The 24,902-nt window shown below is 63.5% G+C and carries 23 protein-coding genes; 11 read left to right on the top strand and 12 right to left on the bottom strand.

The annotated features are described in order from the left end of the window. Positions 1–201 precede the first annotated feature (201 nt). Complete coding sequence (gene carB, locus E1B25_RS14265) at positions 202–3,561, top strand: carbamoyl-phosphate synthase large subunit (RefSeq protein ID WP_132830188.1); 3,360 nt, start codon at positions 202–204, stop codon at positions 3,559–3,561. Between the two features lie 149 nt (positions 3,562–3,710). On the opposite strand, the gene E1B25_RS14260 is transcribed toward carB, so the two are convergent. After that, entirely contained in the window at positions 3,711–5,465 is a 1,755-nt protein-coding gene (locus tag E1B25_RS14260) for a PHA/PHB synthase family protein (protein WP_245510724.1), read from the bottom strand. Between the two features lie 405 nt (positions 5,466–5,870). On the opposite strand from E1B25_RS14260, the gene E1B25_RS14255 reads away from it, so the two are divergent. After that, positions 5,871–6,995 (top strand): beta-ketoacyl-ACP synthase III, encoded by a 1,125-nt coding sequence (locus tag E1B25_RS14255; RefSeq protein WP_132830187.1) that lies wholly within the window; start codon positions 5,871–5,873, stop codon positions 6,993–6,995. Positions 6,996–7,162: 167 nt separating this feature from the next. Here the strand turns inward: E1B25_RS14255 and E1B25_RS14250 are convergent, their stop codons facing one another. Beyond that, complete coding sequence (locus E1B25_RS14250; RefSeq protein ID WP_132830186.1) at positions 7,163–7,624, bottom strand: hypothetical protein; 462 nt, start codon at positions 7,622–7,624, stop codon at positions 7,163–7,165. Positions 7,625–7,964: 340 nt separating this feature from the next. On the opposite strand from E1B25_RS14250, the gene E1B25_RS14245 reads away from it, so the two are divergent. Beyond that, positions 7,965–8,558 carry a thymidine kinase gene (locus E1B25_RS14245; protein ID WP_132830185.1) on the top strand — a complete coding sequence of 198 codons (594 nt, stop codon included), beginning with the start codon at positions 7,965–7,967 and terminating at the stop codon, positions 8,556–8,558. Between the two features lie 6 nt (positions 8,559–8,564). Here E1B25_RS14245 and E1B25_RS14240 read toward each other — a convergent pair whose 3' ends face one another. From E1B25_RS14240 to E1B25_RS14215, 6 genes are all read right to left on the bottom strand, one after another. Next, positions 8,565–9,518, bottom strand: a complete 954-nt coding sequence (locus E1B25_RS14240; RefSeq protein WP_132830184.1) for a 2-hydroxyacid dehydrogenase — start codon at positions 9,516–9,518, stop codon at positions 8,565–8,567. Further along, the gene (locus E1B25_RS14235) at positions 9,518–9,856 is read right to left on the bottom strand and encodes a tRNA-binding protein (protein WP_132830183.1); all 339 of its coding nucleotides are present in this window, start codon (positions 9,854–9,856) and stop codon (positions 9,518–9,520) included. Before E1B25_RS14235 ends, E1B25_RS14240 begins: the two co-directional genes overlap by 1 nt. After that, complete coding sequence (gene proC, locus E1B25_RS14230; RefSeq protein WP_132830182.1) at positions 9,849–10,664, bottom strand: pyrroline-5-carboxylate reductase; 816 nt, start codon at positions 10,662–10,664, stop codon at positions 9,849–9,851. Before proC ends, E1B25_RS14235 begins: the two co-directional genes overlap by 8 nt. Before the next feature lie 41 nt (positions 10,665–10,705). Further along, positions 10,706–11,206, bottom strand: coding sequence for a type III secretion system chaperone family protein (locus E1B25_RS14225; protein ID WP_132830181.1), 501 nt, complete (start codon positions 11,204–11,206; stop codon positions 10,706–10,708). A 392-nt stretch (positions 11,207–11,598) separates the two neighbouring features. Beyond that, positions 11,599–12,567, bottom strand: coding sequence for a glycosyltransferase family 4 protein (locus E1B25_RS14220; protein ID WP_165937622.1), 969 nt, complete (start codon positions 12,565–12,567; stop codon positions 11,599–11,601). 308 nt (positions 12,568–12,875) lie between these two features. Further along, positions 12,876–13,124, bottom strand: a complete 249-nt coding sequence (locus tag E1B25_RS14215) for an accessory factor UbiK family protein (RefSeq protein ID WP_132830179.1) — start codon at positions 13,122–13,124, stop codon at positions 12,876–12,878. 107 nt (positions 13,125–13,231) lie between these two features. Here E1B25_RS14215 and lgt point away from each other — a divergent pair, with 107 nt between their 5' ends. The 5 genes from lgt (at position 13,232) to E1B25_RS14195 (ending at position 17,329) form a co-directional block, all read left to right on the top strand. Next, positions 13,232–14,122, top strand: coding sequence for a prolipoprotein diacylglyceryl transferase (lgt, locus tag E1B25_RS14210; protein ID WP_132830178.1), 891 nt, complete (start codon positions 13,232–13,234; stop codon positions 14,120–14,122). Continuing rightward, complete coding sequence (locus E1B25_RS14205; protein ID WP_132830177.1) at positions 14,119–15,189, top strand: class I SAM-dependent methyltransferase; 1,071 nt, start codon at positions 14,119–14,121, stop codon at positions 15,187–15,189. Before lgt ends, E1B25_RS14205 begins: the two co-directional genes overlap by 4 nt. Continuing rightward, positions 15,186–15,941 (top strand): peptidoglycan editing factor PgeF, encoded by a 756-nt coding sequence (gene pgeF / locus E1B25_RS14200; RefSeq protein WP_132830176.1) that lies wholly within the window; start codon positions 15,186–15,188, stop codon positions 15,939–15,941. The genes E1B25_RS14205 and pgeF overlap by 4 nt, the downstream gene beginning before the upstream one ends. 195 nt (positions 15,942–16,136) lie before the next feature. After that, positions 16,137–16,259 carry a hypothetical protein gene (locus tag E1B25_RS22750; RefSeq protein ID WP_280960250.1) on the top strand — a complete coding sequence of 41 codons (123 nt, stop codon included), beginning with the start codon at positions 16,137–16,139 and terminating at the stop codon, positions 16,257–16,259. A 287-nt stretch (positions 16,260–16,546) separates the two neighbouring features. Further along, positions 16,547–17,329, top strand: a complete 783-nt coding sequence (locus E1B25_RS14195; RefSeq protein WP_132830175.1) for a Hint domain-containing protein — start codon at positions 16,547–16,549, stop codon at positions 17,327–17,329. Positions 17,330–17,335: 6 nt separating this feature from the next. On the opposite strand, the gene E1B25_RS14190 is transcribed toward E1B25_RS14195, so the two are convergent. Continuing rightward, positions 17,336–17,836 (bottom strand): Lrp/AsnC family transcriptional regulator, encoded by a 501-nt coding sequence (locus E1B25_RS14190; RefSeq protein ID WP_132830174.1) that lies wholly within the window; start codon positions 17,834–17,836, stop codon positions 17,336–17,338. 224 nt (positions 17,837–18,060) lie between these two features. On the opposite strand from E1B25_RS14190, the gene trxB reads away from it, so the two are divergent. The 3 genes from trxB (at position 18,061) to E1B25_RS14175 (ending at position 22,763) form a co-directional block, all read left to right on the top strand. After that, positions 18,061–19,005, top strand: coding sequence for a thioredoxin-disulfide reductase (gene trxB / locus E1B25_RS14185; RefSeq protein WP_132830173.1), 945 nt, complete (start codon positions 18,061–18,063; stop codon positions 19,003–19,005). Positions 19,006–19,186: 181 nt separating this feature from the next. Then, positions 19,187–20,863, top strand: a complete 1,677-nt coding sequence (locus E1B25_RS14180) for an adenylate/guanylate cyclase domain-containing protein (RefSeq protein WP_245510725.1) — start codon at positions 19,187–19,189, stop codon at positions 20,861–20,863. Between the two features lie 181 nt (positions 20,864–21,044). After that, the gene (locus E1B25_RS14175; RefSeq protein ID WP_132830171.1) at positions 21,045–22,763 is read left to right on the top strand and encodes a bifunctional sulfate adenylyltransferase/adenylylsulfate kinase; all 1,719 of its coding nucleotides are present in this window, start codon (positions 21,045–21,047) and stop codon (positions 22,761–22,763) included. A 159-nt stretch (positions 22,764–22,922) separates the two neighbouring features. On the opposite strand, the gene E1B25_RS14170 is transcribed toward E1B25_RS14175, so the two are convergent. From E1B25_RS14170 to E1B25_RS14160, 3 genes are read right to left on the bottom strand one after another with little or no spacing between them, the layout of a single operon-like run. Then, complete coding sequence (locus E1B25_RS14170; protein ID WP_132830170.1) at positions 22,923–23,783, bottom strand: glycosyltransferase family 10 domain-containing protein; 861 nt, start codon at positions 23,781–23,783, stop codon at positions 22,923–22,925. Positions 23,784–23,790: 7 nt separating this feature from the next. After that, positions 23,791–24,678: a PhzF family phenazine biosynthesis protein gene (locus E1B25_RS14165; RefSeq protein WP_132830169.1), complete on the bottom strand. Its 888-nt coding sequence runs from the start codon at positions 24,676–24,678 to the stop codon at positions 23,791–23,793. Continuing rightward, the gene (locus E1B25_RS14160) at positions 24,675–24,899 is read right to left on the bottom strand and encodes a DUF1150 family protein (RefSeq protein ID WP_132830168.1); all 225 of its coding nucleotides are present in this window, start codon (positions 24,897–24,899) and stop codon (positions 24,675–24,677) included. Before E1B25_RS14160 ends, E1B25_RS14165 begins: the two co-directional genes overlap by 4 nt. Positions 24,900–24,902: the final 3 nt, after the last annotated feature.

Genomic DNA, 24,902 nt, shown 5'->3' with positions numbered 1-24,902 from the left:
CGATCCCCCCGCTCCGGCGGGGGGATTTCCATGCCCGGACAGCAGCCCGGACACCCGCTTGGACAGCTTCGCACACCCTGCCATGCAGGCGCGGCGCGCCCCCCTTGCACCTTTCCCTTCCATCCCTATAAAGCGGATCAATTTGAGCACGCCCCGCCGGGGGCGACTCATGCGAACGCGACCAGATTGAAGGAACAGGCCATGCCGAAAAGAACCGACATCCAGTCGATCATGATCATCGGGGCCGGCCCCATCGTGATCGGACAAGCCTGTGAATTCGACTACTCCGGCGCTCAGGCCTGCAAAGCCCTGCGCGAAGAGGGATATCGCGTCATTCTGGTCAACTCGAACCCGGCCACGATCATGACCGACCCCGGGCTGGCCGATGCCACCTATATCGAACCGATCACCCCCGAGGTGGTCGCCAAGATCATCGAAAAGGAACGCCCCGATGCGCTGCTGCCCACGATGGGCGGACAGACCGGACTGAACACCTCTCTGGCGCTGGAAGAGATGGGGGTGCTGGCGAAATACGGCGTCGAGATGATCGGTGCCAAACGCGATGCCATCGAGATGGCCGAGGACCGCAAGCTGTTCCGCGAGGCGATGGACCGGATCGGTCTGGAAAACCCGCGCGCCACCATTGTCACCGCCCCCAAGAAAGACAACGGTCGCGCCGACCTCGAGGCTGGCATTCAGATCGCGCTCGACGCGTTGGACGATATCGGCCTGCCCGCGATCATCCGGCCCGCCTTTACCCTCGGCGGCACCGGCGGCGGCGTCGCCTATAACCGCGAGGATTACATCCATTTCTGCCGCTCCGGCATGGATGCCTCGCCGGTCAACCAGATCTTGGTCGATGAAAGCCTGCTGGGGTGGAAGGAATTCGAGATGGAGGTGGTCCGCGACAAGGCGGATAACGCAATCATCGTCTGTTCCATCGAAAACATCGACCCGATGGGCGTGCACACCGGCGATTCGATCACCGTTGCCCCGGCGCTGACGCTGACCGACAAGGAATACCAGATCATGCGCAACGGCTCCATCGCCGTGCTGCGCGAGATCGGGGTCGAGACCGGTGGCTCCAACGTGCAATGGGCGGTGAACCCCGAAAATGGCCGCATGGTCGTGATCGAGATGAACCCGCGGGTGTCGCGCTCCTCCGCGCTGGCGTCCAAGGCCACCGGCTTTCCCATCGCCAAGATCGCCGCAAAACTTGCCGTCGGCTATACGCTGGACGAGCTCGACAACGACATCACCAAGGTGACCCCGGCCAGCTTCGAGCCGACCATCGACTATGTCGTCACCAAGATCCCGAAATTCGCATTTGAGAAATTCCCCGGCGCCGAGCCTATCCTCTCCACCGCGATGAAATCGGTGGGCGAGGCGATGGCGATCGGTCGCACCATTCATGAATCGCTGCAAAAGGCGCTGGCCTCGATGGAATCGGGCCTAACCGGCTTTGACGAGATCGAGATCCCCGGCGTCGCCGTCGACCCGTGGGAGGACGTGGGCACCGACAAGGCCGCCGTCATCAAGGCGATCAGCCTGCAGACCCCGGACCGCATGCGCACCATCGCCCAGGCCATGCGCCACGGGCTTAGCGACGTGGAAATCCACGGCGTCACCATGTTCGACCCGTGGTTCCTGGCCCGCATCCGCGAGATCGTCGAAACCGAGGTCGAGCTGCGTAAATCCGGCCTCCCGCTCACCGAAGCCGGGCTGCGCCAGCTCAAGATGATGGGCTTCACCGATGCCCGTCTCGGGGCACTGACCGGCCGGGACGAGGCCAACGTGCGCCGCGCGCGCCGCAACCTCGGGGTTTCGGCCGTGTTCAAGCGGATCGACACCTGCGCCGCCGAATTCGAGGCGCAGACCCCCTATATGTATTCCACCTACGAGGCCCCGATGATGGGCGAGGTCGAATGCGAGGCGCGTCCCAGCGACCGCAAGAAGGTGGTGATCCTGGGCGGTGGTCCGAACCGGATCGGTCAGGGGATCGAGTTTGACTATTGCTGTTGCCACGCCTGTTTCGCGCTGACCGACGCGGGGTACGAGACGATCATGATCAACTGCAACCCCGAAACCGTCAGCACCGACTACGACACCTCTGACCGGCTGTATTTCGAGCCGCTCACCTTTGAGCACGTGATGGAGATCCTGCGGGTCGAGCAGCAGAACGGCACCCTGCACGGGGTGATCGTACAATATGGCGGCCAAACTCCCCTGAAGCTGGCCGATGCGCTACAGGACGAGGGCATCACCATTCTGGGCACCACGCCCGACGCCATTGACCTGGCCGAAGACCGCGAACGGTTCCAGGATCTGGTCAACCAGCTGGGGCTGAAACAGCCGGTGAACGGCATCGCCTCGACCGACGAGCAGGCGCTCCAGATCGCTGAGTCGATCGGCTTTCCGTTGGTGATCCGCCCCTCCTATGTGCTGGGCGGGCGCGCGATGGAAATCGTGCGCGACATGGACCAGCTCAAACGCTACATCAGCGAGGCGGTTGTCGTCTCGGGCGACAGCCCGGTTCTGCTTGACAGCTATCTGTCGGGCGCGGTGGAACTGGACGTCGATGCGCTGAGTGACGGGACCGACGTGCATGTCGCCGGCATCATGCAACATATCGAAGAGGCTGGCGTCCATTCCGGTGACAGCGCCTGTTCGCTACCGCCCTATTCCCTGAGCGCCGAGTTGATCGAAGAGATCAAGCGCCAGACCTATGCGCTGGCGCGCGCGCTGCACGTGGTCGGCCTGATGAATGTGCAATTCGCGATCAAGGATGATGAGATCTATCTTATCGAGGTGAACCCACGCGCCTCGCGCACGGTGCCCTTTGTCGCCAAAGCCACGGATTCGGCGATCGCGTCGATCGCCGCGCGGGTGATGGCAGGGGAAAAGCTGTCTAGTTTCGCGCATCGCCCACCCTATCAAAAGGACGCGGATTACGACACGGTGCTGCCGCTGGCCGATCCGATGACACTGGCCGATCCGATGATGCCCTGGTTCTCGGTCAAGGAAGCGGTGCTGCCCTTCGCCCGCTTCCCCGGTGTCGACACCATCCTCGGCCCCGAGATGCGCTCGACCGGCGAAGTGATGGGCTGGGACCGCGACTTCCCCCGGGCCTTCCTCAAGGCGCAGATGGGCGCGGGCATGATGCTGCCGCGCGACGGGCGGGCCTTTGTCTCGATCAAGGATGCCGACAAAACCGCGCTGATGCTTGAAGCCGCCAAGACACTGGTCGAGCTGGGCTTTACCCTGATCGCCACCCGCGGAACGCAAGGCTGGCTGGCCGGCCATGACGTGCCCTGTGCCGTGGTCAACAAGGTCTATGAAGGTCGCCCCGACATCGTGGACATGATGAAGGATGGCGAGATCCAGCTTGTCATGAACACCACCGAAGGGGCGCAGGCCGTCGAGGATTCCAAGGGCATCCGCTCGGTCGCGCTGTACGACAAGATCCCCTATTTCACCACCGCCGCCGGGGCCCATGCCGCCGCTTTGGCGATCAAGGCGCAGGCCGAAGGGGACGTCGACGTGAAAAGCTTGCAGGCCTAAAGACCCGCACAAAGACTGAAAAATGCCCGGCCTTTCAGCCGGGCATTTTTGATTCAGGAGTTGGGCAAGGCTCGGGCCAGCGGGCCAAGGATCAAGAATTTCGAACCGCACGTTGCCTGCGCCCTATGCGCTGTCGCTTGACGTGTCCGCTATCGCATCATCACATAGGTTCCCGGCGCATCGCAGATCGCCTTACCCATTGCAGGCGGTTTGATCTGCTCGCCGGTTTGATGCGCCTTGAGCCAATCGACCCAAGCCAGCCACCACGACCCCTCGTAGTGATCGGCCGCCTCGGCCCAGTCCCCCGCCGGGATAAAGTGGTGATTGGCATAGGCCCGCCCCATCCGGTAATGCCGGTGCGGGTGGCCCGGTTCCGACACCACGCCAGCGTTATGGCCGCCATTTGTCAGAACAAATGTCACCTCGGCGCGGGTCAACTCTCCGGTTTTATAGGCTGATTTCCACGGCGCCACATGATCGGTCTCGGTCCCGACAGCAAAGATCGGGGTTCGGATTTCACGCGGCGTCAACCGATGGCCCTCCACCTCGAACCGGCCGGTGGAAAAATCATTGTCCAGGAACAGATGACGCAGATATTCCGAATGCATCCGATAGGGCATCCGCGTGGTATCGGCATTCCAAGCCATGAGATCGCTGGACTCCGGCCGCTCACCCAACAGGTATTCATGCTGCAACCGCGACCAGATCAGATCATTGGAACGCAACAACTGGAACGCCCCCGCCATCTGCGCCGCGTCGAGATAGCCATTCTTCCACATCATGTCCTCAAGAAAGGACACCTCGCTTTCATTGATGAACAGCGTCAGCTCTCCCGCTTCGCTGAAATCCATCTGCGCCGCCAGCAAGGTCATGCTCGCCAGCCGGTCATCGCCCTGACGCGCCATGGAGGCCGCGGCGATGCTGAGCAGAGTTCCACCCAGACAATAGCCCACCGCATGCACCCGCGCCGCGCCGGTGATGCGCTGCACCTCGTCCAGTGCCGCCATCGGCCCCATCTGGCGATATTCTGTCATCCCCAGATCGGCATCCTCGGCCCCCGGGTTGCGCCAGGAAATCATGAACACCGTGAATCCCTGATCGGTCAGGTATTTCACCATCGAGTTTTCGGGGCTGAGATCGAGGATATAGTATTTCATGATCCAGGCCGGCACGATCAGAACCGGTTCAGGCTGGACCATGTCAGTCGCCGGATCATATTGGATCAACTCGATCAGGTGATTGCGATACACCACCTTGCCCGGCGTCACCGCCACGGTCTCTCCGACGCGATACGCCTCGGGGATCGGCGCCTTTTCCTTCATCAGGGCGCGCTGGAAATCTTCTTGGAAATTGCGCGCGCCCTCGATCAGGTTGCCGCCCTTGGCGTCCCAGGTCTTTTTCATGATCTCCGGGTTGGTGGCGATGAAATTGGCCGGCGACATCGCATCAAGGATCTGGCGCGCGGTGAAATTCACCGCCTTTTCATCGGCAGACGACACGCCGCGCACGCCGGTTGTGGCCGCCTCCCACCATTTCTGCGTCAGCAAAAACGCCTGCTGATAGGCATTGAAGGGCTGTTTCTGCCAGCCCGCATCCCGGAACCTGCGATCATGCGCATCCGGTTCGGCGCAGGGGCTGTGATCATGCTTTAGCCCGCATCGGAGCAGGTAGCGCGAAAAATCGGTCCAGTTCTGCACCGCCAGCGCGCCTAGCTGCCCCTGCTTGCCGGGCGAGGTCGCCATATGCAGCGCCCAGTCCATATAGTGTTGCATCAGCGAGGCTGGCGAAAGCCCGGCCGTCAACTGGCTGAGCGTCGCACGATAAGCGGTGTCGATCATATCCGCCAGCTCGCGCGCTGTGTCATGCTTGGGCTGCGGGTCGGATGTGGCGTCGGAATTGGTCACTTGAAAAATCCTGCCTGTCTCGGTGGCCGCGCCGGGAATATGCGCGACCTTTTCCGGTCCCAGAGTATCTAGTCATGATTTCGGTATTGTGAATCCCACCCCGGCCATTTCGCTAAACTGCGCCCGAACCTGTGCCCCTCGGGACGCAATCGGCGGTCGCGGACCGCGTTTTCCTTGACCCCGATCCCCCCTGCGGCCAAGACTGCGCGAAATCGAGCAATTCCGGGAAAACCCATGCGCCTTACACTCACTCTGATCAGCCTGCTGACCCTCGCCGCCTGTGGTGGTATCCCGCTGGTCCCGCTGATCTGATTCAGGCCCTGCCGATCCAGGCCCTGCCCCCGCGCGCTTGACCTTTGCCCCCCTTTTGGGCCAGATCGTCGAACTGCGCAGGAGGGCCAAAACGTGCATACACCCGCCATTACCGGCACCGGGGTCTATACCCCCGAACAGATCATCACCAATGCCGAACTGGTCACGGCGTTCAACGCCTATGCCGACCGGATGAACGCCGCCAATGCCGAGGCGATCGCCGCTGGCGAGGTTGAACCGATGGCCCCATCCTCTGAAGCCTTCATCTTCAAGGCCTCAGGGATCGAACGCCGTCATGTGATGGACAAAAGCGGCATTCTCGACCCAGAGGTGATGCACCCGCTGCTGCGCCAGCGCAACGACGAAGAACCCTCTGTGATGGCGGAAATGGCGCTGGACGCGGCCAAGGCTGCCCTGGCGCAGGCTGGCAAGACCGCGCAAGACATTGACCTGGTTATCTGCGCCGCCTCGAATATGGAGCGCGCCTATCCGGCGATGGCGATCGAAATCCAAAGCCTGCTGGGGATCGAAGGCTTTGCCTTTGACATGAATGTCGCCTGCTCCTCGGCCACCTTCGGCATTCAGACCGCCGCCGACATGGTGCGGGCCGGCTCGATCCGCGCCGCGCTGGTGGTCAACCCCGAGATCTGCTCAGGCCATCTGGAATGGCGCGACCGCGACTGCCATTTCATCTTTGGCGACGTGGCAACCGCCTGCGTGATCGAACGGATGGACGAGGCCAAAGGCCCCAGTTTCGAGATCCTGTCGACCCGTTGCGCGACGCAATTTTCCAACAACATCCGCAACAACAACGGCTTTCTGCGCCGCTCGCGCCCCGACGGGGTGGCCGACCGCCGCGACATGCAGTTCATGCAGAACGGCCGCAAGGTGTTCAAAGAAGTGGTGCCGATGGTCAGCCAGCATATCGCCAAGCACATGGGCGACACCGGCCTCTCGGGGGGCGATCTCAAACGGATGTGGCTGCATCAGGCCAACAAATCGATGAACGACCTGATCGGAAAGAAAGTGCTGGGCCGCGTGCCAGAGCCGCAGGAGCAACCCAATATCCTTCAGGAATACGCCAACACCTCTTCGGCGGGCTCGATCATCGCCTTTGCACAGAATTCCGACGACATGGCCGAGGGCGATATCGGCCTGATCTGTTCCTTCGGCGCAGGCTATTCCGTGGGCTCGGTGCTGCTGCGCCGCCACGATTGATCTGGGGGCTGCGCGCGCAGTCCTTTTCTGGCCCGAAGTCTTCCGGGTGACGCCCGAACGGGCGGCCCGGGGGGAACGCCCCTGCCCCAGCTGCGCAGTGTAGACCGCGGCGGGGGACGTTCAGTCAGAAAATGACGTCACATGAGAGAAAATCGAACGCGCGCGCCTCAGTCGCTTTCATCTTCGAGGTGCAGCTTCATGTCGATCAGCACCCGTTGCAACAACACGGTCTCGCGCAGCAGCCGCTTGGCTTCGTTCACGGTGATGACGTTGTCCTCCATGGCCTGCTGGTATTCGCTCATCAGCATGGCAAAGCGCTGGCTCAACGCGATCACATCGCTGTTGACACCGCCCCCCTCGGTCGCCGCATTCGGGCGACGGTCGTCAAAGGACAGGGTGATTTTCTGCAATTCCGCCAACGCGCTGGTGACATGAGGGTAGCCGGCCTCTGCCTCCAACTGGGCAACCACGTCCACCGGCATGAACCGGTCCGCATGTTCATCACGATCGGAATAATAGCGCCCGAGCGTCGCCTTTGATTTTCCGGTAATTTCGCATGCCGCCTCGATTCCGACATCCTTGACCAGAGCCTCGGTGTTCCTCTTCAGATAGGTACTCGCTGCCGTCATGCCGCCCGTCCCAGTTTCAGCGCCCCAGTATAGGGGGAAGCGCCCATATGTTTTCCCATTTTCAACTCTTAGTCGACCTGTCATTTTTTTGCTATCCCTCACATTTAGGAGGGCGTTTGAAGAGTGCGGGTGGTATTTTGCATCTGCTGTTTTTTGAGCACGGGACTTTTTGTCCTTCCGTCCCGTTGCTGTGGCCTATTTGGTCCAAGGCATCGCCGTTGCAGGCCTACTCTGTCCATCCCCAGGGCTGTGTTCCGTCCCGGATTGGGTCACCTGCAGCGGCGGTCCCGCCAAGGCCAAGCGTCTTGCCGTCCGCGCGTTCCGGATTTAGACGACCGCCATGGCCAAACTTTACTTCAACTACTCCACCATGAATGCCGGAAAATCGACTGTCCTGTTGCAGGCGTCGCACAACTACCGTGAAAACGGCATGACCCCGCTGCTCCTGACCGCTGATCTGGATCACCGCGACGGGGCCGGGCGAATCTCATCGCGCATCGGCATCGGGGCCGAGGCCGAGACCTTTCGGGCCGGCGACGATCTGTTTGCAAGGATCGCGGCACGGCATGCGGCGCTGCCCCTTGCCGCCATCTTCATTGACGAATCGCAGTTTCTGGAGCCGACCCAAGTCTGGCAACTGGCGCGGGTGGTCGACGATCTGGGCCTGCCGGTGCTGTGCTATGGTCTGCGGGTGGATTTCCGGGGTGAGCTGTTTCCCGGCTCGGCCACGCTGCTGGCGCTGGCCGACGAGATGCGCGAAGTGCGCACTATCTGCCGCTGTGGCCGCAAAGCCACCATGGTGGTGCGTCAGGATGCCGATGGCCGCCCCCTGCGCGAGGGCGACCAGATTCAGATCGGCGGCAATGAGACCTATGTCTCCCTGTGCCGTCGGCATTGGCGCGAAGCGATCGGAGATCGGGCGCCCGATCGCTAAAGCCGGTCAGTTCACCTGATTGGGGATCTCCTCGCCCGCCGCATAGGCGCGCAGGTTTTCCACCGCCATGGCGCCCATATTCTCGCGCACATCAAGCGCGGCGGTGCCCAGATGCGGCAGCAACACCGTGTTTTCCAGCGCGATCAGCGCCGCCGGAACCACAGGTTCGTGTTCATAGACATCAAGACCGGCGGCCCCGATCTGCCCGGATCGCAGCGCGTCAGTCAACGCCACCTCGTCAACGATATCGCCGCGCGCGATATTGACGAAAACGCCGTGCGGCTGCATCGCGGCGAGAACCTCGGCGTCGATCAGATGATAGGTCTCCGGCGTGGCCGGGGCGGCGACAACGATGATGTCGGCCCAGCCCGCCAGTTCGGCCAGCGTCTGCTTGCGCGTGGCAGGAAATTCCAACGCCTTGTCCGAGCGGTTGAAATAGCCGACCTCCATTCCGAATCCGAAATGGCAGCGCCGCGCCACCGCTTGCCCGATCCGGCCCATGCCGACGACGCCCAGTTTGCGCCCCGTCACATGCATCCCCAGCATCTGGGTGGGATGCCACCCCTGCCAGCGACCAGAGCGTACCAGCCGCTCGGCCTCCCCCGCCCTGCGGCAGGCCATCAGGATCAGCGTCATGGCGATATCCGCCGTGGCGTCGGTGACCGCGCCGGGCGTATTCGAAACGGTGATCCCATGGGCGCGGCAGGCGTCCACGTCGATGTGATTATAACCGACCCCGAAATTCGCCAGCATCCTGCAGCGCGGGCGGCCAAAATCTTGCAACAGCTCGGCAGTCACCTGATCGCCCAGGGTGACCATCATGGCATCATAAACGGCAAGGCCCGCGCGCACTTCTGACGCGCTCATCGGTTGGGTGTTCTGCCGCAGTTCGACTTCGAACAGCGCCTCTGCGGCGGCAACGGTGGCGGGCGGCATCGGCCGGGACAACAGGATCCGCATCAGTGCATCCTTGCGCCATCGGGCACCGGTTTGTCCGGCCCGATCAGGACGACACCGCCGGTGTCATCCGACAGACCCAACACCAGCACCTCGGACATGACCTTGCCAATCTGGCGCGGCGGGAAATTCACCACCGCCATCACCTGTTTGCCCACCAGCGCAGCAGGATCGTAATGCGCGGTGATCTGTGCTGAGGATTTCTTTTCCCCGATCTCGGGGCCGAAATCGACCCAGAGCTTGATCGCGGGGGTACGGGCCTCCGGATAAGGTTCGGCGCGGGTCACACGGCCGACGCGGATATCGACCTTGAGGAAATCGTCATAGGTAATCTCAGCCACGCGATAACTCCCGCGATCTGTCAGAAGCCGCCGCAACGGCGCGCCGCAACAACGGCGGAAACCCGGTTTCGGGATCCATCAGCACCTCCAGCGCGGCCTGTGTCGTGCCATTGGGGCTGGTGACATTGATGCGCAGCTGCTCTGGGCTTTCCTTGGCCGCTTCGGCCAGCGCCCCGGCCCCGGCCACCGTGGCCTTGGCCAGCTTCATCGCCAGTTCGGCGGGCAACCCCTGAGCCTCGCCCGCCGCCGCCAGTGTTTCGATCAGGTGAAAGACATAGGCCGGCCCCGAGCCGCTGACGCCGGTCACCGCGTCGATCTGGCTCTCACGTTCCAGCCGCACGGTCTGCCCGACGGCCGAGAGAAGGTCTTCGGCGATATCCAGATCCTCGGCATCCGCGCGCCCGTTGCCGATCAGCGCGGTGATCCCCCGGCCAATCGCAGCGGGCGTGTTGGGCATCGCGCGCACGATCGGCGTCGCCTCGCCCAGCATCTCTTCATAAGTCGCGATCGGTGTGCCAGCGGCGACCGAGATGAACAACGTCGCACCCCCGCCCAGCTGTTTCAGTCCCGGCAGCGCCTCGCGCATCATCTGCGGTTTCACCGCCACCAATACGATGGCCGGGCTTTCCGGCAGCGGCGCATTCAGGTTCACGCCCTGCGCCAAAACCCACTCCGAGGGATGCGGATCGACCACCCAGACCTCGGCCGCAGGCAACCCACGATCCAGCCAACCGGCCAGCATCGCCGAGCCCATCTTGCCGCAGCCCAGAAGCACCAGCCCCTGATCTGCAATGCGCGAGAAATCCATTGATCGCCCCTTCCCGTCCATTTTCCGGTTCGGGGCTAGGTTTACGCGCGGCCGTAGGCCTCTGCAATGGCGGCCTGCATCGCCTGACGTGGGCTACGCCCGCCCCAGACCAACAGCTGGATCGCCGGGTAATAGCGCTCGGCATTCAGCACGGCGGCATTGATCATGGTATCGATCTGCTCCGGGCTGGCGATCTGCCCGCCGGTCAGAACCAGCCCATAGCGATAGACCATCAGCTTCTGGTCGGCCCAATATGTAAAGGCCCCGGCCCAGCACTGATCATTCATCGCATTGAGAAGCTCATACAACCGACCAAGCTGATCCTCGGGCGGGTCCATCTCGAAGGTGCAGACCATTCGCAGCGTCTCGTCATAAGAAGACCAGGCCAAGGTGATCGAATAGGTGCGCCATTGTCCTTCGACCGCCATCGCGATCTGATCATCCCCAATCCGGTCGAAATCCCAATCGTGGGACTCGGCAATATGCTCGACGATGTCGATCGGGTGAATGTCTTCCTCCAGGAAGTGCTCGGAAAGGGCCATGGTGCCACCTCATTTATGGTAGCGGCTGGGGCCTGTAGCGCCCCAAGCGCTAGGTGCCTGCTCAATAGACCGGGGCCAACCCCCTCGCCTATACAAGATATGGTGCGGCCACAGAGCGCGTCTGGCAACCACTAATTTGGGGATAACCCCAATAACTTGTGGAGGAATGCGTATTGGCGTCAAAATATGGCCAGCCCCGCGCCCTTGCCGAGCAATTGGCCCTGTCCCCATGGAAAACGCCGCCCCGCATCGGATCTTCCGGCGCTATTCTGCCCCCCGGCGGCAAGAACCCGACGGGGGGCACAGACGTTTTACCTTGAATTTCAGCCCTTTCACCGACCGACCCCGAGACGGTAGCCAAAACTATAGCCAAGACGGCGGCCGCGCAGCAGCTACTCCAGACTGGCCCGCCGCATCAGGTCGATTACATCCCGCCCCCAGGCTTCCCATGTCAGGCGGGTCTGCGCGTGCTCAAAGCTGGACCGACACAGCGCGCCATAGCGGTGCGGATCATCGCTCAGCGCAAGAATCGCACCAGCCCAGTCCTGCGGCCCCGCCTCCATCGGCATCATTTGCCCATTTTGCCCCTCGACCATCAGCGATCCGATCCCGCCGGTCTGGGTGATCAGCACCGGCGTGGCGTTCGCATTGGCCTCGGCCACCACCATCGGCGTGCAATCTGCACGGGTTGGCAGCACAAACAGATGCGCCTCGGCAAAAAGCTGGTCCAGCCGCGCCGCATCCTGCGGACGGTTCTTGTCCAGATAGCCCAGCCGCTCTGCTCCGGGTGGCAGCGTGAGATGTTGCGGCACATCCCCGACCAGCGACAGCGTCGCCGCCTGCCCGGCGTCGCGCAGGACCGACAGCGTGTCGAGCGCGATCTGACCGCCCTTGCGCGCCCAGTCGTTGCCGACCCAAAGCAGGCGCAAAGGGGCAAGCGGTGGCTTGACGGGCGGGACCGCCGGCATCACCTCCAGATTGACCCCGAAAGGGACCGCCGCGATGCGGGCCGGGTCGGGGCCAAATTCGCTCAGCGCCCGATCCGCCATATAGCGCGAGGAATAGACCGACAGCGCCGCATTGCGCACCAGCTCGCCTTCCCGACGCTCGGCCTCGTCCGAGACCTCAGCGCCATAGAAGGAGCGGATGAAACTGGGGGTCGCATCGGTGACATGAACCATCCCGGGCCCGTTTCGGGGCAGCAGCGCATGCAGCAGATCCGTCGCGGCAAGGCCGATGATCCAATCGAGTCCTGATAGATCAAGCGTGTCCGGATCAAGGGGCCTGTCCCGCCCGAAACCAAACCGGCGCAACAGCGCGCGGCCCGGCGAGGGCGGCCTGTGCGGCCCCAAAACGCGCATTTCAATATCGCTCCGCCGTGCCAAAGCGTGAAACAGATGAAACGCCGTCCCGCTGAACGCGTGGCGATCATAGGGATTATGCTGAGAGAGAAATCCAATCGTAAGACGCGGCTGCACCTGAAACCCTTTTTAGCCCCCAGACGCGCATCGCGCCCGCCTGATCCGCCCACAGTATCCACACCAACGTCGGCGGCAATACATATGCCGGCCGCTCGGTTGATCAGGAGGGCGTCAAAAGGGCGAGGGCCGGGCGTCAGCTCGTTTCAGGGGCCACGCCAGCCTGCAACTCGCGCGTCAAAACCGGCGGATCACTTGTCCAACTTTCCCTCAAGCGCGGCGATGCGGGCGGCAAGCGCCACGTTCTCTTCGCGCGCCTTCTGCGCCATGGTGCGCACGGCGTCGAATTCCTCGCGCGTGACGAAATCACGGTCGGCGAGCCAGCGGTCCATCAGGGACTTCACCGCTGTCTCGGCCTCGTCCTTGGCGCCCTGTGCGACCCCCATCGCATTGGTCATGAGGTGCGAAATGTCGTCCAAGATCTTGTTGCGGGTCTGCATCTGTCGTCTCCGTATCGGGTCCGTATCGAGGTTGCCCCTTATATGGGCCTTGCGCGGCGGCGCGGCAAGGTTGACTTCACACCGCGCTGCCGGGCAAGGAGTCTCCCATGCAGGCTGTACTTCAATTCCCCGATCTCTCGCCCGAGCTTTTCTCCTTCTCCGTGTTCGGGATGGAGTTTGCGCTTCGCTGGTATGCGCTGGCCTATATCGCCGGCATCCTGACCGCCTGGCGGCTGGCGGTGGCCGCTGTGCGGCGCGCCACGCTCTGGGCCGGGGCCACCCCGCCGATGACGCCGCAGCAGATCGAGGATTTGCTGACCTGGATCATCCTGGGGGTGATTCTGGGCGGGCGGCTGGGCTTTGTGCTGTTCTATCAACCGGCGTATTACCTGCAACACCCGGCCGAGATCGTGATGGTCTGGCAGGGCGGCATGGCGTTCCACGGCGGCCTGCTGGGAGTGATCGTAGCCGCTTGGGCCTTTACCGCGCGGCACGGCATTTCCCGGATCGGTGCCGCCGATCTGATCGCCCACACGGTGGCGCCGGGGCTGATGTTGGGCCGGTTGGCCAATTTCATCAATGCCGAGCTTTGGGGCCGCCCCACCACCCTGCCCTGGGGCGTGATCTTTCCCGGAGCGGCAGCGCAGGACTGCCCCGGTGTCGTGGGGCTTTGCGCACGCCATCCGTCGCAACTGTACGAGGCCGGGCTGGAAGGGCTGGTGCTGGGCACGCTGCTGCTCTGGCTGGTCTATCGCCGGGGCGCGCTAAAACGGCCCGGTCTGGTCCTTGGCACCTTTCTGTCAGGCTATGGGCTGGTGCGTTTCGTGGTCGAGTTCGCCCGCCAGCCGGACGCGCAATTCGTCACGCCCGGCAATCCGCTGGGTCTGGCGCTGGAGATGAACGGCTGGGGGCTGACCATGGGGCAGCTGCTGTCGCTGCCGATGATCGCGCTGGGGCTTTATTTCATCCAACGGGCGCGGCGGCGGGACACGCAATGAACTTGGCCGAGCACCTGATCGCCCGCATCCGCGCGGCCGGACCGTTGAGCGTCGCCGACTACATGGCCGACTGCCTGTTGCATCCAGACTACGGCTATTACACCACCCGCGATCCGCTGGGGGCCGGGGGCGATTTCACCACTGCCCCGGAAATCAGCCAGATCTTCGGAGAGTTGCTGGGGCTGGCGCTGGCGCAAAGCTGGCTGGATCAGGGGCGCCCCGCCGCCTTTACCCTGGCCGAACTGGGGCCGGGGCGCGGCACGCTGATGGCCGACCTGCTGCGCGCTGCGCGCGCGGTTCCGGGATTCTGTGATGCCGCCGACCTCTGCCTTGTCGAAGCCTCCCCCCCCCTGCGCGCGGTGCAGGCGGGCACGCTGAAGGATCACAGCCCCAGATGGCTCGACCGGGTGGAGGATCTGCCCGACGACCGCCCGATGTTTGTCATCGCCAACGAATTCTTCGACGCCCTGCCGGTGCGCCAGTTCCTGCGCCGAGGCGACGGCTGGTGCGAACGGCTGGTCGGGCTGCGGGACGGAACGCTCGCCTTCGGGCTGGGGGCCAAAGCCGCGCAACCGGCGCTGGCGCACCGGCTGGAGGACACGCGCGAGGGCGATCTGGTCGAGATTTGCGAACTCGCCGCGCCGATCACCGCCGGTCTGGCGGCCCGAATCACCGCCCATGGCGGCGCCGCGCTGATCGTGGATTACGGTGACTGGCACAGCCTTGGGGACACGCTGCAAGCGGTGCGCGCCCATGAACCGGCCCAGGTGCTGGCCGATCCCGGCACCGCCGATCTGACCACGCATGTGGATTTCGAAGTGCTGGCACAGGCCGCCCGCACCGTAGGCTGCAGCCATAGCCGGTTGACCCCTCAGGGGGTTTTTCTGGAGCGACTGGGCATCACCGCGCGGGCGCAGGCGCTGTCGCGCGGGCTGACCGGTGCGGCGCTTGATGATCTGGTGCGGGCACATCGCAGGTTGACGCACCCGGAGGAAATGGGAAACCTGTTCAAGGTGCTGGGTCTCTACCCGACCCAGGCCACCCCACCGCCCGGACTGGACTCATGACACTGGAAATTCTCACCTCAGACAGCCTTGCCCCGTTGCAGCACGGGTTCTTCACCCGTCGTGGCGGTGCCTCGTCAGGCGTGTTCACCGGGCTCAATTGCGGCGCCGGTTCGTCCGATCAGGCACATGCGGTTGCGATCAACCGCGCCCGCGCCGCCACCGCCTTGGGGATCGACCCCGAGTCGCTGGTGGGGGTGCATCAGGTGCATTCCGCCGATGTCCTGCCCGTCACCGGCCCGCTAAAGGACAAGCCGCGCGCCGATGCGCTGGTGACCGCGACGCCGGGGCTGGCGCTTTCGGTGCTGACAGCGGATTGCCAGCCGGTGCTGTTTGCTGATCCAGACGCCGGTGTGATCGGGGCCGCCCATGCCGGCTGGCGCGGGGCGCTGGACGGGATTCTTGAGGCCACGCTGGACGCGATGGAAGCCTTGGGCGCCACCCGCGCCAATACCGTCGCGGTGATTGGTCCGACCATATCCCAAGCCGCCTACGAGGTCGGGCCAGAGTTTCTCGACACCTTTGTGATGGCCGATCAGGACAACACCCGTTTCTTCGCCAACGGGACCGGGGGCCGCTATCAGTTCGACCTTCCGGCCTATGGGCTGCACCGGTTGCGCCAAGCTGGCATCGGCGAAGCCGAGTGGATTCGCCACTGCACCTATGGCGAGCCGGACCGCTTTTATTCCTATCGGCGCACCACCCACGCTGGCGAGGCCGATTACGGCCGGCTGCTCTCGGCCATCCGCCTCTGAGCCTCGGCGCGCGGCCCCGTCACCGCCCGCCCGCATGAGCAAACACAGCATCCCCAAACCGCCGCATTTGCCCCGGCTCCGCCTCAATATGGCGCGGTATTTCCACGGCTTGGCCCAATGGTTGCCCGAATGGCAACGGATACTCCTCGCAACGAACATGCCGCCCCGGCGGTCTAAGGCAGGAGCATCAGAGCCATGAAACAGAAGTCGCGCTTCATCAAATCCGTCATCGAAACCTCCAAGAGCAGCGCCCCGCGCCTGCCCTGGACCCGCGACAGCCGGACACCGCGCGCCTCTGAAACCCGTGCGAGCGCGTAACGCCCCGAAGGACAGGGCCGCACCTCGGACAGCCAGAATCGGTTACGGCCGAATTGTGGCGGCTTTGTCCAAATTGTGGCGGACTACTCTAGTCCCGGGAAACAATGCGAAGCCCTGCCATGCGATTGACCCCGGCAGGCGCGGAATAGTGGCAATTTTTTGACAATTCTATCCAGATATTGGCATCTCCCCACTTGTACAGATGTTGATCACGATTTTTTCCGTGTCCGTCTGTCGTTGTCGGTGGGGGCCGACGCAGATGCGACCCGTTTAGAAAGGGCCGATGTATGACGATCCCCGCCTCGCTTGCGCGCGCTGCCCGCAATGCCGTTGAGACCAGCCCGATTCTGCAAGACCCTGCCGCGCTGCGCGCCCACGCGCGGCCGCAGCTTCGCCGCTATGAGGTCAGCGTGCTTGCCGCCAATGGCGACATCATCGACAGCCGCCACATCGCCCCGGCGCTGCCACTGTTCGAAACCGCCTTCTCTGCCTTTACCCGTGGTTCGCAGATCGAGACCGAGGCCGGCCCGATCGCCGTCGAGGATCTGCTGCCCGGAGACCGAATCCTGACCCGCACCGGCATCACCCGGACCCTGATGTGGAAAGGCAGCACCCAGATCGTGCCCGGTCGCCCGGACGCCAAGGGCCGCTATCACCCGCTGGTGCGGATCATGGCCGACAGTTTCGGCATGCAATTGCCGATGACCGACATTCTGGCAGGCCCCGCAGCCCGCCTCCTCAAAACCCCGGGACACCTGCGCGAACTGGCGGGCGACGCCCCGCTACTGACCCCGGTGCGCGAATTTCTGGACGGGAACCATGTGATCGAAACCGCGCCGCCGACCGCGGTGCAGCTGTATCATCTTTGCCTTGAACGGCATTCGGTGATCCGGGTTGCCGGTCTCGAATTCGAGACCTATCACCCGGGCACCAACGCGCTACGTCTGGTCAGCCCGACCATGCGCGATGTTTTTCTGAAACTGTTCCCGCATATTTCTGCGATCTGCGATTTCGGGCCTCAGATCCATGCCCGTGCCGGCGACGGCCAGATCGACGCGATCAGCGCCTGATCCCGCTCAGGCAGACCGGCTCAGCCGCTCTTCCAACACATCAAAGGGCACGCCCGGTTCGTCCTTGGCGCCCCGGATCACCAGCGAGGTCTTGACGCTGGCCACGTTCGGCGTGGTCAGCAACTCGCCGGTCAGAAAACTCTGGAACGAGCTCAGGTCAGGGGCGACGCATTTCAGGATGAAGTCGACTTCGCCGTTCAGCATGTGACACTCCCGAACCAGCGGCCAGTCGCGACAGCGCGCCTCAAACGCGCTCAGCTCCGCCTCGGCCTGACTGTCGAGCCCGACCATCGCAAAGACCTGTACCTCGAATCCCAGTTCGCGCGCATTCACATCCGCATGATAGCCACGGATCAGCCCGGACTCCTCCAACGTGCGCACCCGTCGCAAACAGGGAGGCGCAGATATCCCAACGCGTCGGGCCAATTCGACGTTGGTCATTCTGCCATCGCTCTGCAGCTCCGACAGGATCTTGCGATCAATCGGATCAAGTCGTGTTGTCGCCATTGCTAGCACCCCTCGTGTTGCGTTTCTTATAGCAGCGCACCGGCGACGCGCAATAATGTTTCGCCAAAGCGCAGCTCCCTATAACGCTTTGCCCGAATAGACGGCACAAAGCGCTGTGGCGAATAGCCCAAGATGGAGGGGTTTAAGCCCCCGGGTCCGAAGGCTATATGCTGAACCTAACTGCGGCGGCACCGGCTGCCGCGCTGACGATATGCGGGGATATCATGTCTGAGACGCGCCACACCAAGGTTCTGATCATCGGCTCCGGCCCGGCCGGCTATACCGCCGGCATTTATGCCAGCCGCGCCATGCTGGAGCCGATCCTCGTACAGGGGATCGAACCGGGTGGTCAGTTGACCACCACCACCGAGGTCGAGAACTGGCCCGGCCATAGCGAAATTCAGGGCCCCGACCTGATGGTCAACATGGAAGCCCATGCCCGCGCGATGGGGACCGAAATCATCGGTGACATCATCTCTGATCTGGACCTCTCGCAGCGCCCCTTCACCGCCAAGGGCGACAGCGGCACGACCTATACCGCCGACGCGGTGATCCTGGCCACCGGCGCGCGCGCCAAATGGCTGGGCCTACCCTCGGAAGAGGCGTTCAAGGGCTTTGGCGTCTCGGCCTGCGCCACCTGTGACGGGTTCTTCTATCGCGGACAGGAAATCGTGGTGATCGGCGGCGGCAATACCGCCGTGGAAGAGGCACTGTTCCTGACCAATTTCGCCTCCAAGGTCACGCTGATCCACCGCCGCGACGAGTTGCGCGCCGAAAAGATCCTGATCGACCGGCTGATGAAGAACGAAAAGATCGTGCCGCTTTGGCATCATGCGCTGGACGAGGTCGTGGGCGAGGACACCCCCAAGGGTGTGACCGGTGTCAGGGTCAAGGACGTGCGCAGCGGCGACATCACCGAGATCCCTTGCAAGGGCGTCTTTGTCGCCATCGGCCACGCCCCGGCAAGCGAGCTGGTCAAGGATCAGCTTGAGCTGCACAATGGCGGCTACGTCACGGTCAAACCGGGCAGCACCGAAACCAGCGTTCCGGGCGTGTTTGCTGCTGGCGACCTGACCGACCATAAATACCGCCAAGCGGTGACCAGCGCCGGCATGGGCTGCATGGCCGCGCTGGATGCCGAACACTGGCTGGCGGCGCAAGACGACTAAACCCGTTTGCCGCGGTCCGATGGGTCGCGGCGGCGCCTCTCCTTTGCTCGCCACACGCCATAAAGGCTGTGCAGCCCCGGTCGCAGCCACGGTCTCTGTACCGGGCCGCCCTTGACCGCCCGGCGCATCCCACCCAGTCTGGTCCCGGAACACGCGCGAAGGGGGTGGACCTGTGGCAAGCATGCTCTGGCGGGGCAACTGGATCACGCGTGCCCGGATCGGCTCTGGCCTGATCCTGTTCACCTTCGCCGTATTCCACTTTCTCAATATTGGCCTTGGCCTGATTTCCCCGCGCGCGATGGAGGCGATGCAGGACGCGCGCCAGATGATCACCCGAACCGCAGTGGGCGGTGTGATCCTGCATGGCGCATTGCTGACCCACGCGGCGCTTGCGCTCTATAGTCTGGCCAACCGCCGCACCCTGCGCATGCCCCTGTGGAACGCGCTGCAATTCGGCTTCGGTCTGCTGATCCCGGTGCTTTTGATCGCGCACGTGGTGCACACCCGGCTCGCGCATGAGTTGTTCGGCGTCAACGACCGGATGAGCTATATCCCCGTTCTGATCTGGAACACCCCGGATGGCTGGAAACAGGCGCTGTTGCTGCTGCTGGTCTGGACCCACGGCTGTATCGGGCTGCATTTCTGGCTGCGGCTGACCCCATGGTGGCGGCGCAATACCCCTGCACTGGTCGGGATCGCGACCCTGATCCCCGCCTTTGCGCTGGCTGGCTTCATGACCGAAGGGCGGCGGATGCAGGCGCTGTTTGCCGATCCCGCCGCCCGCGCCACCGCGATGGCAGAATTCCACTGGCCCGATGCGGCCACCTTTGGAACACTGATCGCGATCTCGCGCGCCGGGCTGTGGATTTTTCTGGCGCTGCTGGCGCTGGCCGCGATCGTACATTTCGGGCGTCGAAGTCTCCGGCGACGGCGCGCGGTCCGTATCCGCTATGCCGACGGCCCCGAGGTCACCTCGCCGCGCGGATTGACGCTGTTGGAAATGTCGCGGCTGCATGGGGTGCCCCATACCGCGCTGTGTGGCGGGCGCGGCCGTTGCACCACCTGCCGCGTGGTGATCGAGGCCGGCGAAGACCATCTACCGCCGCCGGAACCGGCCGAACGGAACAGCCTGCGCGCCGTGAACGCCGGTCCGGGGACACGGCTCGCCTGCCAGATCCGCCCCACCAACGCCGCCACGGTGTTTCGCGTGTTCCTGCCCGACGGGCGGCGTGGACGCGCCCATTCCAGCCAAGGGCAGGAGCGGCGCCTTGCAATCTTGTTTCTGGACATGCGCGGCTTTACCGCCCGGACCACCGGACAGCTCCCCTATGACGTGGTGTTTCTGCTCAACCGGTTCTTTGACGCCATCGTGCCGCCGATCCTCGCCGAGGGCGGCAGCGTCGACAAATACCTCGGCGACGGGCTGCTGGCGGTGTTCGAGACCGCAGATGAGGGCAGTTCGGCCCGCGCCGCCCTGCGCGCCACATCCCGGCTCAGCGCGGCATTGGCCAAGTTCAATCTGCGGCTCGCAGACGAGGGCATCCCCGCCATCCGCATCGGCGCGGGTCTGCATCTGGGCGAATTGGTGCTGGGCGAAATCGGCGCCGCAGGCAACGCGCCGCGCACCATCATCGGCGATACCGTCAATGCCGCCAGCCGGTTGGAAGGCAAGACCAAGGAGTTGGGTGTCGAAGTGCTGGTGTCGCAGACCGTCCTGCACAGCGCCGGCATCGATACCGACGCGCTGGATTTCGTCACATTGGACCTGCGCGGAGTGGCCACCCCGGTGATCGCCCTGTCGATGGCCAGCGGTCAGGATCTGGCCCCCCTGCTGGTCGATACGGCCCCAGCAGCATGACCCCCTCGCCCCTAGGTCCGACCGCTTTCCGCGGATTGGCGAAATGGTACCACTCCGGCAAAAAATCTCCGCAATATCAGAAATCGGCAAGCATCACTGGACTTTTAACGCCAACCGAGGCTATGCCGCGCGCGACCGGACCAACGGGACCCCGCCCAAAACTGAAACCGAAAGATTTGAAATGACAATGCTTAGTAACCTTACTCCGATCCCGGAGTTGTACGTTTCCTATGATTCAGCCCAAAAACTCAAAGTCGAAGCTGGCGACCTGAAAAGCCTGGATCTGACCCCGCGTCAGATTTGCGACCTCGAACTGCTGATGAACGGCGGCTTCAACCCGCTGAAAGGGTTCCTGAGCGAAGCCGATTACAACGGCGTTGTCGACAACATGCGTCTGGCCGACGGCCAGCTTTGGCCGATGCCGATCACCCTGGACGTGTCGGACGCCTTTGCCGAAAAGCTGGAGCTGGGTGAAGACATCGCCCTGCGCGACCAAGAGGGCGTGATCCTCGCCACCATGACCGTGACCGACCGCTGGGAGCCGAACAAATCGCGCGAGGCCGAAAAGGTCTTTGGTGCCGACGACAGCGCGCACCCGGCCGTCAACTATCTGCACAACACGGCTGGCAAGATCTATCTTGGTGGCCCGGTGACCGGCATCCAGCAGCCCGTACACTATGATTTCCGCGGCCGCCGCGACACCCCGAACGAGCTGCGCGCCTATTTCCGCAAGCTGGGCTGGCGTCGCATCGTCGCGTTCCAGACCCGCAACCCGCTGCACCGCGCGCACCAGGAGCTGACCTTTCGCGCCGCGAAAGAGGCACAGGCAAACCTGCTGATCCACCCGGTGGTCGGCATGACCAAACCGGGCGACGTCGATCACTTCACCCGCGTGCGCTGCTATGAGGCCGTGCTGGACAAATACCCGGCGGCGACCACCACCATGAGCCTGCTGAACCTTGCCATGCGCATGGCCGGCCCGCGTGAAGCTGTCTGGCACGGCCTGATCCGCGCCAATCACGGCTGCACCCACTTCATCGTCGGGCGCGATCATGCCGGCCCCGGCAAGAATTCGGCGGGCGAGGATTTCTACGGCCCCTATGACGCGCAGGATCTGTACCGTGCGAACCAGTCGGAAATCGGCTGCGAAATGGTCGACTTCAAGCACATGGTCTATGTGCAGGAACGCGCCCAGTATGAACCCAACGACGAGATCGCCGACAAGGATGACGTCACCGTCCTGAACATCTCGGGCACCGAGCTGCGCCGCCGTCTGGCGGAAGGGCTGGAGATCCCGGAATGGTTCTCGTTCCCCGAGGTGGTCAAAGAGCTGCGCCGCACCAAGCCGCCGCGCAGCCAGCAGGGCTTTACCGTGTTCTTCACCGGCTTCTCCGGGTCGGGAAAATCCACCATCGCCAACGCGCTGATGGTCAAGCTGATGGAAATGGGCGGGCGTCCGGTAACGCTTTTGGATGGCGATATCGTGCGCAAGAACCTGTCCAGCGAGCTGGGCTTCTCGAAAGAGCACCGCGACCTGAACATCCGTCGCATCGGCTATGTCGCCAGCGAGATCACCAAGAATGGCGGCATCGCCATCTGTGCCCCGATCGCGCCCTATGCCACCACCCGTCGCGCCGTGCGTGAAGATGTCGAAGCTTATGGTGCCTTTGTCGAGGTCCATGTGGCGACCACCATCGAAGAATGCGAACGCCGCGACCGCAAGGGGCTCTACAAGCTGGCGCGCGAAGGCAAAATCAAGGAGTTCACCGGTATCTCGGACCCCTATGATGTGCCCGAGGGGTCCGAACTGCGGATCGAGACCGAGAATGTCGATGTCGACAACTGCGCCCATCAGGTACTGTTGAAGCTGGAACAGATGGGCCTGATCGGCCTGAGCTGATCCACCCAGCAGCGATAGAATCGGAGACGGCCCGGATGAAATGTCTGGGCCGTTTTTCGTTGTGGCCGCGCAGGGCATGTCCGGAGACATGCGCGCCCTGCGGACATAAAATAATGCAGAGCAACACGGCGAGATTGGCCTCAGGCCTCTGCGCCCCTGTCAGAGACTGTTCATAATCGCCTGAGCCGCGCGCCGGTCAATGTCGATATAGGGCTCCAATTCCCCCTGCAAACGGCGCAGATGCGGCAGACGCGCCCGGAAGTCCTCCTCCGAGATGGCCTTGATCGCACGGCGCAGATCCGCCTCGGACTGGCACTGGATGATCCCTTCGGGATCCATGAACCGTTCAAGATTGGGGCAGCCCCAATAGATCGGCACCGTGTTGCACAGCACCGCATCCATCAGTTTTTCAGTAAAGTAATTGGTCTCGCGCACGTTCTCGATCACGACGGAAAAGCGATACGGGGCGAGCCCATCCGCCTTGTGCTCGAACGGGATATACCCGCGCCCCATCACCGCCACGTCCTGCCCCGTGCTGCGCGCCCAATCGACCACCCCATGGCGCAGTTTGTGCCCGCTCGAATCCCGCTTGGCCGAGGCAATCAGCGAACACATCGCGATCTTGTCCAACGGCAGATCGCGCCATTCCGGCACCCATGTGGTGCCCAGCGGGAACAACACCGCGTTGGGAACCGCCTGCAACAATCCCTCGTTGAAGGTCAGGATACGATGAAACCGCCGCCAGGTCAGGCGCAACAGCTTCATATGGCGGCCATGAATGACCTCGGGCTCCGCCATGATCAACGAGACCCGCGCCCGCGTGCCCCAGCGGCGACGAAAATGCATATCGGTGCGCGGATAGACCAGCAGATGGTCGGTGTCCGTCAACTCGCCCACGCGACCGCCGCGCAACCGTTCGGGACAGCCCAGCGGCCAGATCAGGTCGCTCACCGGCACCGTGGACAGTGCCGGCCCCAGTCGGCGGCCATAGGGCAGGATGGCGACAGCAGGGTGTGACATCGCGGCCTCAGTCCATTGCAGCGGGCAAATCGACCTCGCCCGTCATCAATACGAACCCCGCCCCGGCGACACGGATGCCGGTCATCGCCTCAACCGGGCCAAGGCGGCTGACCCGCGCCTGTCCGGGGCGGCCCAGCCAGTGGCCCTGTTCGGCGGTAAAACTCTCGCCCGGCATCAGACCATGGCGCCAAAGATAGGCGGCCATCGCGCCGGTGGCCGAGCCGGTAAAGGGATCCTCGGGCGGGCTGGGCGGCGCCAGAATCAGCCGGGAAAACGTATCGCCCACCTCTGTCGCGCCCTGCAGGGTGACAAGGAAAGGCTCCATCAGGGGGGCACCAGCTTGACCTATTGCAGTGGCCAATGCGGCCATCCCGTCCAGATCAAGGCGCGCCGCACGCAGCGCCTCATGGTCGCGCAATACAGTGATAACAAAGGGCAGCCCGGTCGACACCAGTTGCGGCGGCGCAATGATATCGGCGGGCGAAAGACCGACGGCGGCCGCCACCCGCGCCGGATCGACCTCTGCGCCAAAGTCAGGGGCAATCTGGGTCATTGCGATCCGATCGCCGTCAAGCTGGACAGGCACCAGCCCGGCCCCGGTCTCAAGCGTGATCTCACCGCCTGCGATCATCCCGCGCGCCCGCATTGCGGCCACGGTGGCAATGGTCGGGTGTCCGGCAAAGGGAATCTCGCGATCGGCCAGAAAATAGCGCACCCGCACATCCGCCACGTCGGACGGGCCGGTAAATGTGCATTCCACCAGTGATGTTTCGCGCACAAAACCGGTGCAGACATCCGTGTCCAGATCTGCGCCGCCATGCACGACGGCGCAGCCGTTTCCTCCGAACGCGCGGGTGGTGAACGCGTCGACCCAGTCGAATGGATAGCGACTCAATGCACCGCGACCGGCGCCAGATCGTTCTGTCGTGCCAGCACAAAGGCCATGTGCCGATCCGCCACCAACGCAAGCTGCTGACCCTCGGAATCATGCACCGCATACAGGTGTTCACGACCGCCCGCCTCTGCCTGAACCTCTTCCGGCAGATCGGCGACATCGACCTCCTTCACATAAACGATCCGGTGGCCATCCTGATTGAAATCAAAAGGCGTGTTCATGCC

The sequence above is a fragment of the Antarcticimicrobium sediminis genome, from assembly GCF_004348975.1.
GTDB classification, from domain to species: Bacteria; Pseudomonadota; Alphaproteobacteria; order Rhodobacterales; family Rhodobacteraceae; genus Antarcticimicrobium; species Antarcticimicrobium sediminis.
The sequence above is the reverse complement of the archived record's forward strand: the minus strand, read 5'-3'. Positions and strand labels throughout refer to the sequence as shown.